The following is a 15,279-nucleotide window of genomic DNA, read 5'->3' as shown; positions in this document are numbered from 1 at the left end:
GTGGCAATCAAGCATGACGGTGCAGGCGCCAGGGGCATGGCGGCCTGCACGGAACCGGCACGCATGACACGTAGCTGCCGGTTCCTGCGTGCCGTCGATGTGTTGCCGGCGACTGCGCTCCATGGTTCGCCGCCATGCCTAGAAGCGGTACGTCGCTTCCAGCTGGTAACGACGGCCGAACAGCTGGTAGCCGCCATCGTCCTGATTGGCCAGGCGGTTGGGCTTGTTGTCGGTATAGGCGCGCAGCGGCTCGTTGGTGAGATTGCCGGCCTGGAAACGGAAGCCCAGCTGTTTGCTGTACTGCCAGTTCAAGCTCAGGTCCACGGTGCCTTCGCTCTGCAGGCGTGCCAGCCGCGCTGCATTCCAGCCGTACACCACGGTGTAGGGGCTGTGGTACTTGTAGCCCACGCGTGCTTCGAAGGTGCCGTTGCTGTACCACAGGTCGAAGGTGCCGGTCTTGCGGGCCAGGCCGCTCAGCGGCAGCGGGTTGTCTTCCGGCGAGAATTCCTTGAGGTTGGAATCCACCAGCGAATAGTTGGAATAGACGCCGAAGTTTTCCATGTGCGGGATGAAGAAGAACGGCGTCTGGAAGGTGAGTTCCACGCCATTGATGTAACCGCCGCCGCCATTGAACGGCGCGCTGACCAGGTAATCCAGGCCGTTGATCACTTCGCGGTCGGTCCGGTAGCCGATGCTGGAATCGACTTCCTTGCGATACACGGCCAGTGCAGCGAGCGCTTCCTTGTGGAAGTACCACTCGTAGGAGACGTCGACCTGGGTGGCCTTGAACGGGTCCAGCTGCGGATTGCCGCCGCTGCCGGTGAGCTGGCCGACGGTGACGGTGGGGTCGTCCAGGCGACGGCCGGTGCGCAGTTCGTCCAGCGGCGGGCGTGCGATGACCTTGGCCACCGCAAAGCGCAGGATGCGTTGATCGTCGATCAGGAAGTTGAGCGTCGCGCTGGGCAGTACGTCGGTGTACTCCTTGCTGTCGCTGCTGGCCTGCACCGTGCCGCCGACCGAATCGAAGCCGTTGCTGCTGGTCTTGGTGTTGACCAGGCGCACGCCGACGTTGCCGGTGACATCGGTGCCGAACAGCTGCGAGCTGAAGACCGCCTTGGCGAAGGCTTCGCGCACGTCTTCCTTGACGTTCCAGTGGTCGAGCATCTGCTCATTGAGCGTGGTCGGGTCGAAGCCGCCGAATCCGATCCGCGCGATCTCGCCCAGATTGCCGCCGGTCAGGGTGGGGACGTTCAAGTCGGGCATGGTGACCGGGTAGATCAGGTCCTGGTACGCCGAGATCGGCTGGTCGTAGCCGGACTGGTTGCTGATGAAATGCCGGTTCTGCTTTTCGCGCCGCGCCGCGCGTGCACCGAATTCCAGCGAGGTGAACGGGCCTGCATCGACCGAGCGGCTGGCATTGAGCGCCAGCGCGGCGATCTTGTCGCGCAGCGCCTGCGGTTCGGTCTGCCCGGCAATGCCGTATTCGGGCGTATCGGAGCTGGTGCTGATCGTGGGTGTCACGCTGCGGCGGAAATCGAACGACACCGTGTCCGGATTGCTGCCGAAGCGCACCGCCTGCCAGGTGTTGTCGCGCTTGGCCTGCGAGAACGACAGGTCGCTGCCCAAGGTCCACACATCGCCGTTCCACTTGGCATTCAGGCCGCCGGCGGTGAGCGTCTTGACCTCGTTGTAGTGGCTGACCACATGGTCGACCTGCAGGTTGGAATTGGCCAGGGTGCCGGCCACCACGTCGCCGTCGACGATGGTGTAGGACGAGCCCGGCGTGGTGTACGGGTTGGTTGCGCCGGAAAAGGTACTGAAGGCCAGGCCGTTGAACCAGTTCTGCAGCTGGTCTTCGTCGATTTCGATGCGCGAATACAACCCGTCGAACTTCAACTCGAAATTGCCCGAGCGCCATTGCACGGTGCCCATCGCGCCGGTACGGGTCTGGTCGATCAGCTTGAGCTGATCGGCCGCGCCCCACGGGGTGGGATCCGGGGTGCCATCGCCATCGACGTCGCGCGAGGTGGTGGCATCGGTGTAGCCCCAGCTGCCGATCGAGGAGCTGGCGTTCTTCTGCTTCTGATAGGTCGCGCCGAAGGCCACGGCCAGATTGTCGTTGAACTTGTGCACCCAGCTGGCGCCGAAGCGGCTGCCCCACGGGGTGTAGCCGTCCACATCCTTGGCGTGGTCGTAGAACACCGGGCCGGCGGTGCCGACGAAGCCCGGGCCGGTGTAGTCCAGTGGGCTGATGGTGGAGATGTCCACGGTAGCGGCCAGACCGCCGGCGACCAGGTCGGCCGACTGGGTCTTGTAGACCTTGACGGTGGAGACGATCTCGGTGGGGAACACTTCCCAGCGCACCGCTCGGTTGGGCTCGGACGAGGCGATTTCGCGCCCGTTGACGGTACCCATGGTCATGCGCGGGCCCAGGCCGCGCACGGTGGCCAGGCTCTCGTTGCCGCGGTCGCGGGTGCCGTTGACGCCGGGCAGGCGCACCAGCGCTTCGGCTACGGTGACGTTGGGCATCTGGCCCATGTTGTCTGCGGAGATCACTTCCATGACGTGATCGGACATCTGCTTGGCCTGCACGGCCTGATTCAGGCTGGCGCGCTGGCCGATCACGGTGATGTTGTCCAGCGTCACCGGTGCCTGCGCATTGCTGGCGCTGGTGTCGTTGGCTGGCGGCGCGGCGGGCGCGGTGTCCTGCGCTTGCGCACTGAACGCGGTGGCGAGCACGAAGGCAATGGTGGTGCAGAGGACGTCGCGGACCGGCGTGCGGCGCAGGCGCCGGCTGGCCGGGTGACCGGTATGGTGAACAGGCATCGGTTGATCCCTCCCAGGATTAAGTGACCGAATAAGTGATGGCGGATGGTGCTGCCCGCCGGCGCCGACCTGGGTCTGGCGCGATCGAGCGGGTATGGCGTAGTGCGGTGACGCGGTTACGGTGAGTGCGTTGCTGTGGCGCTGCCACGATCGACGATCGCGCTGGCGTCCCCCTGTCCTGCATGTGTCCGCTTCAGGGTAGAAGCGCGAGTCATTCCATTCCAATGAAGCATTTTGCGGGAGCTATCTCGGCTTGGAATGCTGCACTGCAGCGCTAGCGTCTGCTTGGTCGCAGTCTGGCGTGGGTGCGTGTGGGGCGATCAAATGTTGCCCAGGTGGCAGTGGCGCGGGGTGGTCTCGCTAGCGCGGACTGACCGGCAACCGGGGCAGGGCGGGGAATGCGCGCTGCACACAGTCGCTGCGCTCGCAGGTCAGGCAGCCCGGCCCGATCGGTACCGCGTCGTCCACCGCGCCCAGGTCCCAACCGCGCGCATAGACCAGCTGGTCGGCATGGCGCAGGTCGCAGCCCATCGCCAGTGCGAAGGTCTTGCGCGGACGGCCGTAGCCGGGCGCGCCGCTGCTGACCTGACGCGCCAGCCAGAAATAGCGTCGCCCGTCGGGCATGCGCGCGATCTGGGTCAGGATGCGGTCTGGCTGGTTGAAGGCCTCGTACACGATCCATAGCGGGCAGGCGCCGCCGACATGCGAGAAGTGGAAGTCGGTGGCCGAATGGCGCTTGGAGACGTTGCCGGCTCGGTCCACCCGCATGAAGAAGATCGGCAGCCCGGCCGCGCCGCGCCGTTGCAGGGTGCTGAGGCGGTGGCAGACCGCCTCGAAACCCACCCCGAAGCGGTCCGCCAGCCATTCGATGTCGTAGCGCGAACGCTGCGCACTGCGCAGGAAATCGCTGTAGGGCATCACCAGCGCGCCGGCGAAATAATTCGACAGCCCGATCCGCGACAGCGCGATGCGCTCGGCATCCATGAATCCGGCATCGGCGATGCGCGCTTCCAGCAACGGTGCACATTCCAGCAAGGCCAGGTGCGCGGCCATCTGGAACGCCTGCTGGCCGGGCCGCAGATGGGCGGGCAGCCACAGCACGCGCGCCTGCGCATCCACGCTGCGTTTGTCGCTGTGCAGATCGGGCGCCTCCTGCACCAGCAGGCCGTGGCGGTCGGCAAGCCGCTGACGCAGCCGCAGCGGCAGGTTTTCCGGAGTCAGGCCGAGTTCGGCGTACAACGCCTCGGCGCGCTCATCCAGTTCGGGAAGATAGTTGTGCGCGCGGTTGAAGTAATCGCGCACCTGCTCGCCGGGCGACAGCGACGGCATCGCCGCATGCTCGACGCCGATCTGCATTTCCAGTGCGGCATTGCGCTCCAGCAGGTGCTGATGGGCGCGGTGCAGATCCAGCAGCGCCTGCGCCACCTGCGGCAGGTTGCCGGTGAGCGCGCGCAACTCGGCCGGCGACAGCGTGTGGCCCAGGCTGCGCAGCGACTCGTCCAGCGGGTCGGCCAGGGCGGCCGGGTCGTCCAGATCCAGCAGGCCTTCCAGATCGCCCAGGGTGGCCTTGAGACGCTGCTGGATCGCCAGCGTCAGCGGGCGCTGGTTGCGCTCGATCTGGTTGAGATAGCTGGGAGACAGGCCTAGCCGGCGCGCCAGCTCTGCCTGGGTCAGGCCGTGGCGCTGGCGCAGCCGTTGCAGGCGCAGGCCGAGCTGATGGCGGAGGGCAGGAGGGGGTTGCGGCATTCGCAAGATTCGCAAAATTGTGCCGCCAGCTTAGCGCGATTAAGCAAGTGAAGGCTGGGAAAGCCGGTGCGGGCTGCGAACAATGCGAAGAACGGGGCCGGTCGGCCCGATGTCCTTCTACAAGCGAGCCCTGTGATGAGCGAATCCGTCCCCCGCGTGTCCCTGTTGATCGATGGACAAATGCTGGTCTCAACCAGCGATCAGTGGCTGGACGTGGTCAACCCGGCCGACCAGTCGGTACTGGCGCAGGTGCCGTTCGCCACCACGGCCGAAGTCGACGCTGCGGTGGCCGCCGCCAGCCGCGCCTTCGTCGGCTGGCGCAAGACGCCGATCGGCGCCCGCGCCCGCATCTTCCTCAAGTACCAGCAGCTGATCCGCGAGCACATGCCCGAGTTGGCCGCGCTGCTCAGCGCCGAGCAGGGCAAGACCCTGGCCGACGCCGAAGGCGATGTGTTCCGCGGCCTGGAAGTGGTGGAGCACGCCGCGGCGATCGGCAACCTGCAGTTGGGTGAGCTGGCCAACAACGTCGCCACCGGCGTGGATACCTATAGCCTGCTGCAACCGCTGGGCGTGTGCGCGGGCATCACGCCGTTCAATTTCCCGGCGATGATCCCGCTGTGGATGTTTCCGATGGCGATTGCGACGGGCAACACCTTCGTGCTCAAGCCGTCCGAGCAGGACCCGATGGTCACCATGCGCCTGGTCGAACTTGCCTTGGAGGCGGGCATTCCCAAGGGCGTGCTCAACGTGGTGCACGGCGGCGAAGACGTGGTCAACGCACTGTGCGATCACCCGGATATCAAGGCGCTGTCGTTCGTCGGTTCGACCAAGGTGGGCACGCACGTCTACCGCCGCGCATCGCTGGCCGGCAAGCGCGTGCAATGCATGATGGGCGCCAAGAATCACGCCGTGGTGCTGCCGGACGCCAATCAGGAACAGACCCTCAATGCGATGGTCGGCGCCGCATTCGGTGCTGCCGGCCAGCGCTGCATGGCCGCCTCCACGCTAGTGCTGGTGGGCCAAGCGCAGCAGTGGATTCCCGCCCTGGTCGCCAAGGCCAGGACCTTGACGCTGGGCGCGGGCAACGCGCAGGGCACCGACGTGGGCCCGCTGATTTCCTGCGCGGCGCGTGAGCGCGTGGAGGGCCTGATCGCTTCCGGCGTGGAGCAGGGCGCCACGCTGGAAATGGACGGTCGCAGCCCGACCGTGCCGGGATTGGAGCAGGGCAACTTCGTCGGCCCGACGATCTTTTCCGGCGTCACCCCGGGCATGCGCATCTACGACGAAGAAATCTTCGGCCCGGTGCTGGTGATCCTGGGCGCAGACACGCTCGACGATGCGATCGCGCTGGTCAACGCCAATCCCAACGGCAACGGCACTGCATTGTTCACCCAGTCCGGTGCTGCCGCGCGGCGCTTCCAGGAAGACATCGAGGTGGGCCAGGTCGGCATCAACGTGCCGATCCCTGTGCCGGTGCCGCTGTTTTCGTTCACCGGCTCGCGCGCCTCCAAGCTCGGCGACCTGGGCCCGTACGGCAAGCAGGTGGTGATGTTCTACACCCAGACCAAGACCGTCACTGCGCGCTGGTTCGACGACGAAACGCTGGGCCATGGCGTCAACACCACCATCTCTCTCAAGTGATCTCAACGCCATGAATGCAGCCATCCAGCTACACGCCAACGCGGCCGATCTGAACGACGAGCAGGAAGCGTTCCGCGCCGCCGCGCGCGACTTCGCCGACAAGGAGCTCGCCCCGTACGCCGCGCAATGGGATGCGGAAAGCCACTTCCCGCGCGAGGCGATTGCCAAGGCCGCCGAACTGGGTTTCTGCGGCCTGTATACCGACGAAGGCGTAGGCGGCCTGGGCATGCGCCGGCTGGATGCGGCAGTGGTGTTCGAAGAGCTCGCCACGGTCGATCCGTCCACCTCGGCCTTCATCAGCATCCACAACATGGCCACCTGGTTGATCGCCAGCTACGGCAACGACGGCGTGCGTACGCAATGGGGCGAAGCGATGACCAGCGGCGCCAAGCTGGGCTCGTATTGCCTCACCGAGCCGGGTGCCGGCTCGGATGCGGCATCGTTGAAAACCCGCGCCCAGCGCGACGGCGATGCCTATGTGCTCAACGGCAGCAAGGCCTTCATTTCCGGTGCCGGCGCCACCGATGTGCTGGTGGTGATGGCACGTACCGGCGACGATGGCGCACGCGGCATCAGCGCCTTCGTGGTGCCGGCCGATGCGCCGGGCATCAGCTACGGCCGCAAGGAAGAAAAGATGGGCTGGAACAGTCAGCCCACGCGCGGAGTGACCTTTACCGATGTGCGCATCCCGGCCGGCAATCTTCTGGGCAAGGAGGGCGAGGGCTTCAAGATGGCGATGAAGGCGCTGGACGGCGGCCGCATCAATATCGCTGCCTGTTCGCTGGGCGCGGCGCAGGGCGCGCTGGATGCCGCGCGCCGCTACATGGGCGAGCGCCGCCAGTTCGGCAAAAAATTGGCCGATTTCCAGGCGCTGCAATTCAAGCTCGCCGACATGGCCACGCAGCTGGTGGCCGCGCGGCAGATGGTGCACACCGCTGCACGCAAGCTCGATGCAGGCAGCCACGATGCCACCGTGTGGTGCGCGATGGCCAAGCGCTTCGCTACCGATGCCGGTTTTGCCATCTGCGACGAAGCGCTGCAGATCCACGGCGGCTACGGCTACATCCGCGAATACCCGATCGAACGCCTGCTGCGCGACAGCCGCGTGCACCGCATCCTGGAAGGCACCAATGAGGTGATGCGCATGATCGTGGCGCGCCATCTGCTCAACGGCGAGGAGGAACTGCGATGAGCACTTGGGGAGGACGCGTGCATGCCGGCCTGCAGGTCGAGCGCGATGGGCATGTGGCCATCGTCACGCTGAGCAACCCGCCGGCCAACACCTGGACCGTGCAGAGCCTGGCTGCCTTGCGCGATCTGGTGCATGCGCTGGATGCCGACCGCAGCGTGTACGCGCTGGTCATCACGGGCGAGGGCGAAAAGTTCTTCAGCGCCGGCGCCGACCTCAAGCAGTTTGCCGACGGCGACAAGGCCGCCGCGCGGGAGGCCGCGCGTCGCTTCGGCGAAGCGTTCGAGGCGTTGAGCGCCTTCCGTGGCGTGTCGATCGCCGCCATCAACGGCTATGCCATGGGCGGCGGTCTGGAATGCGCGCTGGCCTGCGACCTGCGCATCGCCGAACAGCAGGCGCACCTGGCGCTGCCGGAAGCCAGCGTCGGGTTGTTGCCATGCGCGGGCGGCACGCAGAACCTGCCGCGCCTGGTCGGCGAAGGCTGGGCCAAGCGCATGATCCTGCTGGGCGAGCGCATCGATGCCGCCACCGCCCACCGCATCGGCCTGGTGGAGGAGGTGGTGGGCAAGGGTGAGTCGCGCGCGCTGGCGGTAGCCTGGGCGCAGCGTGCCGGCAAGCAGAGCCCGGTGAGCGTGGCGGCCTGCAAGCGTCTGGTGCAATCCACCCGGCATGGCACGCACGCTGCGGCATTGGTGGCCGAGCGCGAAGCCTTCGTTGACCTGTTCGAACAGGCCGACCAGGCCGAAGGTGTTGCCGCATTCTTGGAAAAGCGCGCACCGCAGTGGAGCAAACGCTGATGGTGGAGGCAAGCGCAACCGACGAGGCGCCAGTGCTGTTCGAGCAGCGCGATTGTGCCGACGGGCATCGCATCGGGATCGCAACCTTGAATGCGCCCAAGACGCTCAATGGCCTGTCGCTGCAGATGACCCGGCTGCTGGATGCGCAGCTGCAGGTGTGGGCCGACGATGCGCAGATCGCCTGCGTGGTGCTGCGTGGCGCCGGCGACAAGGCGTTGTGCGCTGGCGGCGATCTGCACGGGCTGTACCAGAGCATGCGCGCGCATCGCGATGCGGTGCCCGATGCGGCCCAGCGCCGCGCACGGCCGCAGGACAATCCGCATGCCGCCGCATTCTTCGAAGAGGAATATCGGCTGGATCACCGCATCCATACCTATGCCAAGCCGCTGCTGTGCTGGGGGCATGGGATCGTCATGGGCGGTGGAATCGGCTTGATGTCCGGCGCCAGCCATCGCGTGGTCACCGAGCGTTCTCGCCTGGCCATGCCCGAGATCAGCGTCGGCCTGTTTCCCGACGTGGGCGGCAGCTGGCTGTTGCGACGCGTGCCGCACGGCGCTGGCCTGTTTCTCGCCTTGACCGGCGCGCCGCTCAATGCCAGCGATGCCATCTACGCCGGCCTGGCCGACGTGCGTCTGGAACATGCCCAATACAGCGCCGTGCTGGACGCGTTGAGCGCGCACGCTTGGACCGGCGATGCCGGCGACGACCGCGAGCAGTTGGGCACGTTTTTACAGGGCATCGCGCAGCCGCTGGAACCGGGCCCGCTGCAACTGCATGCGGCATTGATCGCGCAACTGGTGGCCGCCGACACGCTGGATCAGGTGGTCGATGCGATCCAGGCTCTGCAAAGCGAGGACAGTTGGCTGCAGGCTGCACGCGCGAGCCTGGCGGCTGGTTCACCCGGTTCGGCACGGCTGGCATGGGAGCTGCATCGTCATCCCGGCACCGCCACGCTGGCCGATACCTTCCGCACCGAGTACGTAGTGGCGCTGCATGCCGCCGCCCACGGCGATTTTGCCGAAGGCATCCGTGCGCTGCTGATCGACAAGGATCGCCAGCCGCAGTGGCAGCCGGCATCGCTGAGCGAAGCGGATACGCAATGGGCGGCGGCTTTCCTCAATGCGCCATGGCCGGCTGCGCAGCATCCGTTGGCAGATCTTGGTGTGTATCAGACATGACGACCGCGTGCGTCGCAGGTTCGACGCGCCCACGTAACCGCCGCGCACGTTGCGTGCATGAAGCCGCTTGCGATCAAGCGCTGCGCGTGCGCCCGACAAGTTCGCTATTTGCTCCACTGTGGAGATCGACACGATGAGTAAGATCGCTTTTATCGGCCTGGGCAACATGGGTGGCCCGATGGCCGCCAACCTGATCAAGGCCGGCCACCAGTTACGCGTCTTCGATCTGGTGCAGGGCGCACTGGATGCGGCATCGGCCGCCGGCGCGCACGCAGCAGGCTCGGCGCCCGACGCCCTGGCCGATGCCGAGATCGTCATCTCGATGCTGCCGGCCAGCCGGCATGTCGAAGGCTTGTATCTGGGCGATCGCGGTATCCTGACGCAGATTCCCGACGGCGCGCTGGTGATCGACTGCAGCACCATCGCGCCGGTCTCCGCACGCAAGGTGGCCGATGCCGCGCGCGCGCGCGGGCTGGCGATGCTGGACGCGCCGGTGTCCGGTGGCACCGCAGGCGCCGCCGCCGGCACGCTGACCTTCATCGTCGGCGGTGCCGCCGACGCGCTGGAACGCGCCCGCCCGGTACTGGAGTCCATGGGCAAGAACATTTTCCATGTCGGCGACAACGGTGCCGGTCAGGTCGCCAAGCTGTGCAACAACATGGCGCTGGGCGTGATCATGGCTGCCACCGGCGAAGCGCTGGCGCTTGGCGTGGCGCAGGGCCTGGACCCGGCGGTGCTGTCGCAGATGATGGCGGTCAGCACCGGCCGCAGCTGGGCCACCGAGGTCTGCAATCCCTGGCCGGGCGTGCTGCCCAACGCGCCGGCTTCGCGCGGATACAGCGGTGGTTTCGGCAACGACCTGATGCTCAAGGACCTGGGCCTGGTGGCCGAATCCGCAGTACAGGCCGGCGTGTCGATTCCGCTCGGCGAGCTGGCACGCAACCTGTACGCCATGAACAGCCAGGCCGGCAACGGTGCGCTGGATTTTTCCAGCGTGGTCAAGCTTGTGGCCAAGGTGTGAGAGCGACTACGACGCCCACCGCCAAGTAGGCGTCGCCAGCGTGGTAACGCGCCTTCGTATCGATAGGCAATCGAACAACGTCACCGCCAGGACGACATCACTCCACCGGCTGACGAATGCAGCGTGGTCGGCACATTGCCGCCACTGCTGCGGTGTTCGAGGGATTTTGTGGGCCGCTCCGAGTTGCCACCCGGCTTGGGCAACAAGGCGCCGCGCTCACGTGATGTGATGTCATCACGCACGGGTGTAATAGTCTCCGCCATCGCACGCGCCTAAGGTGCGCGCATCGCACAAGGCCACTGCACCCCATGGGACACGATCACAGCCACGCACCCAGCGAAATCCGCCACGAAGCACCGTTGTGGTGGGCGCTCGGCCTCACTGCCACCTTTCTGGTGGCCGAAGTCATCGGCGCCTTCGTGTCCAACAGCCTGGCGCTGCTGTCGGATGCGGCGCACATGGCCACCGACACGCTCGGTCTGATGATCGCGTTGCTCGCGGTGCGGCTGAGCCGGCGCCCGGCGGACGCGCGTCGCACCTACGGCTATGTCCGTCTCGAAGCCTTGGGTGCCCTGGTCAATGGCGCGCTTTTGTTCGGTGTGGGCGCCTATATCCTTTGGGAGGCCGCACAACGCTTCCGCGCGCCGCAGGACATTTCCTCCAACGGCATGCTGCTGATCGCCGGCTTCGGCCTGGTGATCAACCTGGTCGCGATGAAGCTGCTGCATGCCGGCAGCGGCGAGAGCCTCAACGTCAAGGGCGCATACCTGGAAGTCTGGAGCGACATGCTCGGCTCGGTGGCGGTGATCATCGGCGCCTTGCTGATCCGCTGGACCGGCTGGCAGTGGATCGACCCGGTACTGGCCGTGCTGATCGGCCTATGGGTGCTGCCACGTACCTGGGTGCTGCTGCGCGAGGCGATCAACGTCCTGCTCGAAGGCGTCCCCAAAGGCATCGACCTGGCGCAGGTCCGTCAGGCCTTGACCAGCTATCCCGGCGTCGACGATGTGCACGACCTGCACGTCTGGGCCCTGGCCTCCAGCACGCCGGCACTCACCGCGCACGTGGTGGTCGGTGACAGCACCGACCGCGATCGCCTGCGCGACGCCCTCGGCACGCTGCTGCACGACCGTTTCGACATCGCCCACGTCACCTTGCAGGTGGAAAGCGGCGATTGCGGTACCGAACCCTGCGGCACGCCGAAGGGCGCGTCGGGCGCCGCACATGACGATCACCACGGGCACGCGCATGGGCATGGCGGACATTCCCACTGAGCGGTGGGTGTCGTCGTGGCTTGGGCGTGTTGCAGGTGTGCTGACGGGCAGGACGAGAGGCGGGCGCCAGCGCTCACGGCGTCACGACCGGCTGTCGCATGACCGCCTACGCCGTATGATCGGCGCGGGATGAGCTCTGCACACGGCGGGTGTCATGGCGGTAAAGGTCGGGCAGGTGAACGAGCGGGTTGCCGAACTCGCGCAGGAGGCCGGTGCCGCAGCATCGACAGGGGACTGGCAGCAAGCCGAGGCGTTATGGCAGCGCGTGCGTCAATTGGCGCCGACGCACCCGCAGGCGCTGTATAGCCTGGGGGTTCACGCTTACCAGCGCGGCGACACGCAGGCCGCCATCGCGTACCTGGACGGCGCGCGGGCAGCCAGCCCGGCCGATCCGATGGTCGCGTTGACCATTGCCGTGGTGAAGCAGGCGCAGGGTGACCTGGACGGCGAATGGCAGGCCATTGCCGCTGCGCTGGCGCTGGATCCCTACTTTTTACCTGGCCTGCTGGCGAAAGCCGAGTTTCTGGAGGCGCGTGGCAGGCCGCGTGCCGCTGCCGGTGTCTACCGCGACGCCTTGACGGTTGCACCACCCCAACCACACTGGCCGGCCGTTCTGCGCCACAAACTCGCACGCGCCAGTCGGGCAGTGGAGCACGACACCTTGGAACTGGAGGCGCAGCTACGGACCGCGCTGCAGGTGCCGTGTCAGTCGGTGAATGCTGCGCTGCAGGGGCGGTGGGATGAGGCGGCGGCGATCGCAATCGGCCGATCCCGCCCCTTCCATTCCCAGTCCAACCGCCTGCTCATTCCGCGCTTGCCTGCATTGCCCTTCCATGACCCGGCGGCGTTTCCCTGGGTCGATGCAGTGCAGAGACAGACCGATGCCATCGCACAGGAGCTGCGTGCCGTCATGGCGGCCGACAGCGGCGGATTTGCGCCCTATATCGCCTACGCACCCGATCAGCCGGTGAATCAGTGGAAAGAACTCAACCACTCGCCGGCATGGAGCTCATACCCGCTCTGGCAACATGGGCAGCCTGTGGAGGCCCATCTACGAAAGTGTCCTGCAACCGCTGCCGCATTGGCAGCAGTCGATGCTGCACAGATTGCCGGTGTCTGCCCCAATGCGATGTTTTCGGTATTGGCGCCGCAGACGGTGATTCCCCCGCACCATGGCGAGACCAATGCGCGCCTGGTGGCGCACCTGCCGTTGATAGTGCCGGAAGGTTGCAGCTTCCGGGTGGGTTACGACTGGCGGCATTGGGAGATCGGCAAGGTCCTCGTGTTCGATGACTCGATCGAGCACGAAGCACGCAACGAGAGCATGCAGGCGCGTGTCGTGCTGATCTTCGACGTGTGGAATCCTCAGTTGAGCGAGGAAGAGCGCGCCATGGTCAATGCCATGGAAGCGACCATCGCACGCCACCGCGCTGGATGAGTGCGTGCCAGCCGGCGGTCAGTCGTCGATCGCCACGCCGGCTGCTGCCAGTGCCTGCCGCAGCGGCCCGAGCTGCGCGGCGTACGCGCGCCAGCGGCCCGATGCCTCGGCATGCAACGGGCGGCGCACCTGCCAGTAGCTGGCGGTTCTGACCGCGTTGTGCGCGCGGTGGAACTCCAAGCACTGCGGCTCCCACGGCAGCTTCAGGAAATCGAGCAGCGCCCGCAGCGTGGGCTCCGGCGCGGCAACGAAGGCGTCGTAGTCGAAGCTGTGGATGCTGTCCGGATACAGCGACAGCCAGTGCTGCATCAATTGCGTAGATGCGCCATAGAAATGCCCGATGTCGTCCAGTCTGCCTGCATAGCCGAATCGGTGCGGATTGAGTTGCTGCATGAAGATCGACAGCCCGTTGTCCAGGGGATGGCGGCGTGTGTATACGATCCTCGCGGAGGGAAAGAGCTGCTTGATCAAGCCGATCAGTTCAAAGTTGTCCAGCCGCTTGTCGGTGATGTAGCGCAACTGCGCGTGCTGCGGCACCGACAGCGCCACACGTTGCCGGTAACTGGCTGCCAACTGCGCCCTGGTCTGTGCAGGCAGGTCTTGCGCGGCTTGCGGAAACGGTGACAACGCTTGGGCAACCAGACGGGGCAGCGCGTCCAGCTCGCCCCCGGCGGCAATACAGGGATGACGCGACAGCACTTGTTCGAGCAATGTGGAGCCGGAGCGAAACATGCCGCAGATGAACAGCGGCGCCGGTCCGTTCTGCTCGGTGAGCGGAGCAGAGCGCTCGCTCAACCTGGCGCCGTCGGCAAACACGGTGCGGATATGGCTGAAACGCTGTTGCGTCTGGGTGGGGTCGTAGCGGCGTGCCTGTGCGTAGCCATCACGGTTGGCCGCGCTTGCAGTCTCGAATGCGCGCTGGTGCAGCCCCAGGCGATCGTAAGCCTGCGCAAGCGCGTGCAAGACAATGGCCGACAACGCTGCCTCCTGGCCCGGCGACGCCACAACATGGGCAAGCCTGGCCAGGCGCGGATCCTGCGCATGCGCGGGTGGGTCCAGGTGCAGCAATCGCGCGTTCGCCTGCAGTTGCAGCGCGTGGATGGATGTGTCGGCGCCAGCGATCGCAACAAGTCGGGCATAGGCCGCGATCGCTTGATCGCGCGCGCCCATTTCCTCATGCAGGTTGCCGAGGTTGAGCAGCGCCGGCGGATAATCCGGATGGCACTGCAGCGCAAGCCCGAGTTCTTCGAGCGCCAGCCCATCCTGATGCAGATGGTCGCTCAACAGTGCGGCACGGTTGAGGTGAATCTGCTCCGGCTCCGAGGCGCCGCAGCGCAGGGCCTGCCCGTAAGCATCGAGTGCCCCGATTGCGTCGCCATGACGGCGGAGCAGGTAACCCAGGTTGTACCAGGCATCGGCGCAGCGGGGCTGTGCTTGCAGCACCTGTCGATAGGCCTCGGTTGCCTGCTGCAGATATCCCTGCTGCAGGAGTTTTGTGGCCTGCTGCAAAGAGGCGTTCAACGCATGCTCCCGAAACATAGATGGAGAACCGGTATGGCTGCATGCTTGGGCAGCGTGCGCGGTGTGTCAATCGGCCTGCCGACGAAACCACGGCCGGTCCCGTACCCGGCCAAGCGCTTGCCTTGTATGCTCGGACATCGTCGACAGCGAAGACCTGCAATGCCCACGTGCAAATCCCTCGGAACCCTGCTGATGGTGTGCGCAACGAGCGCGGCGGCGCAGCAGGTGACCACGCATGCCTGTGCGTCGGTGCCCGATCCGTTGCCACGGCTGGCCTGTTACGACGCGAGCTTCCCGCCATCGCCTGAAGTGCGCGCCGCTGAAGCCGGCAGGGGGCTACGCGAATTCGGCCGCAACCCGGCGCAGGCATCGGCGATGTCGCCGGTAAAGCCGCCAGCACAGGTGAGCGCCACCGTGGTCACGGTGACCTATCGAGCCGACGGCACTCGCGTGGTTGTGCTGGATACACGGCAGCGCTGGGCGCTGACAGAAGCCACCAGCCGCGGTCATCTGGCCGAGGGCGATGCAGTGACAATTCGCACGGCTGCGATGGGGAGCTACATGTTGGTCACCCCGGGCGGCGTCGCACTGCGGGCCCGCCGCCTCGATTGACATCGCTGATACCAATATCCGTGACCGGGAGAGACC

The 15,279-nt window shown here is 66.2% G+C and carries 11 protein-coding genes; 8 read left to right on the top strand and 3 right to left on the bottom strand.

The window, feature by feature from the left end:
* Positions 1-138 precede the first annotated feature (138 nt).
* The gene (locus FHY19_RS10685; RefSeq protein ID WP_259166014.1) at positions 139-2,826 is read right to left on the bottom strand and encodes a TonB-dependent receptor; all 2,688 of its coding nucleotides are present in this window, start codon (positions 2,824-2,826) and stop codon (positions 139-141) included.
* A 360-nt stretch (positions 2,827-3,186) separates the two neighbouring features.
* On the bottom strand, positions 3,187-4,572 hold the full coding sequence (locus tag FHY19_RS10680; RefSeq protein WP_259166013.1) for a short-chain fatty acyl-CoA regulator family protein: 1,386 nt from the start codon (positions 4,570-4,572) through the stop codon (positions 3,187-3,189).
* A 135-nt stretch (positions 4,573-4,707) separates the two neighbouring features.
* On the opposite strand from FHY19_RS10680, the gene FHY19_RS10675 reads away from it, so the two are divergent.
* The 7 genes from FHY19_RS10675 to FHY19_RS10645 all read left to right on the top strand — a co-directional run bounded on the left by FHY19_RS10675 (position 4,708) and on the right by FHY19_RS10645 (position 13,110).
* Positions 4,708-6,213, top strand: coding sequence for a CoA-acylating methylmalonate-semialdehyde dehydrogenase (locus tag FHY19_RS10675; protein WP_259166007.1), 1,506 nt, complete (start codon positions 4,708-4,710; stop codon positions 6,211-6,213).
* A 10-nt stretch (positions 6,214-6,223) separates the two neighbouring features.
* Positions 6,224-7,405 (top strand): acyl-CoA dehydrogenase family protein, encoded by a 1,182-nt coding sequence (locus FHY19_RS10670; protein ID WP_259153342.1) that lies wholly within the window; start codon positions 6,224-6,226, stop codon positions 7,403-7,405.
* Positions 7,402-8,199 (top strand): enoyl-CoA hydratase, encoded by a 798-nt coding sequence (locus tag FHY19_RS10665; RefSeq protein WP_259166006.1) that lies wholly within the window; start codon positions 7,402-7,404, stop codon positions 8,197-8,199. The genes FHY19_RS10670 and FHY19_RS10665 overlap by 4 nt, the downstream gene beginning before the upstream one ends.
* On the top strand, positions 8,184-9,377 hold the full coding sequence (locus FHY19_RS10660) for an enoyl-CoA hydratase/isomerase family protein (protein WP_259165998.1): 1,194 nt from the start codon (positions 8,184-8,186) through the stop codon (positions 9,375-9,377). The genes FHY19_RS10665 and FHY19_RS10660 overlap by 16 nt, the downstream gene beginning before the upstream one ends.
* Positions 9,378-9,495: 118 nt before the next feature.
* Entirely contained in the window at positions 9,496-10,398 is a 903-nt protein-coding gene (mmsB, locus tag FHY19_RS10655; protein WP_259165995.1) for a 3-hydroxyisobutyrate dehydrogenase, read from the top strand.
* A 308-nt stretch (positions 10,399-10,706) separates the two neighbouring features.
* A complete protein-coding gene (locus FHY19_RS10650) occupies positions 10,707-11,672 on the top strand; it encodes a cation diffusion facilitator family transporter (protein WP_259165993.1) in 966 nt (321 codons plus the stop codon).
* 154 nt (positions 11,673-11,826) lie between these two features.
* Positions 11,827-13,110 (top strand): aspartyl/asparaginyl beta-hydroxylase domain-containing protein, encoded by a 1,284-nt coding sequence (locus FHY19_RS10645; RefSeq protein WP_259165989.1) that lies wholly within the window; start codon positions 11,827-11,829, stop codon positions 13,108-13,110.
* 18 nt (positions 13,111-13,128) lie between these two features.
* Here FHY19_RS10645 and FHY19_RS10640 read toward each other — a convergent pair whose 3' ends face one another.
* Entirely contained in the window at positions 13,129-14,631 is a 1,503-nt protein-coding gene (locus tag FHY19_RS10640; RefSeq protein ID WP_259165985.1) for a sulfotransferase, read from the bottom strand.
* Positions 14,632-14,790: 159 nt separating this feature from the next.
* Here FHY19_RS10640 and FHY19_RS10635 point away from each other — a divergent pair, with 159 nt between their 5' ends.
* Positions 14,791-15,243 carry a type VI secretion protein gene (locus FHY19_RS10635; RefSeq protein ID WP_259165984.1) on the top strand — a complete coding sequence of 151 codons (453 nt, stop codon included), beginning with the start codon at positions 14,791-14,793 and terminating at the stop codon, positions 15,241-15,243.
* Positions 15,244-15,279: the final 36 nt, after the last annotated feature.

Source organism: Xanthomonas sp. 4461, from assembly GCF_024806475.1.
Classification (GTDB): domain Bacteria; phylum Pseudomonadota; class Gammaproteobacteria; order Xanthomonadales; family Xanthomonadaceae; genus Xanthomonas; species Xanthomonas arboricola_F.
This window is presented reverse-complemented; position numbering and strand designations above follow the sequence as displayed.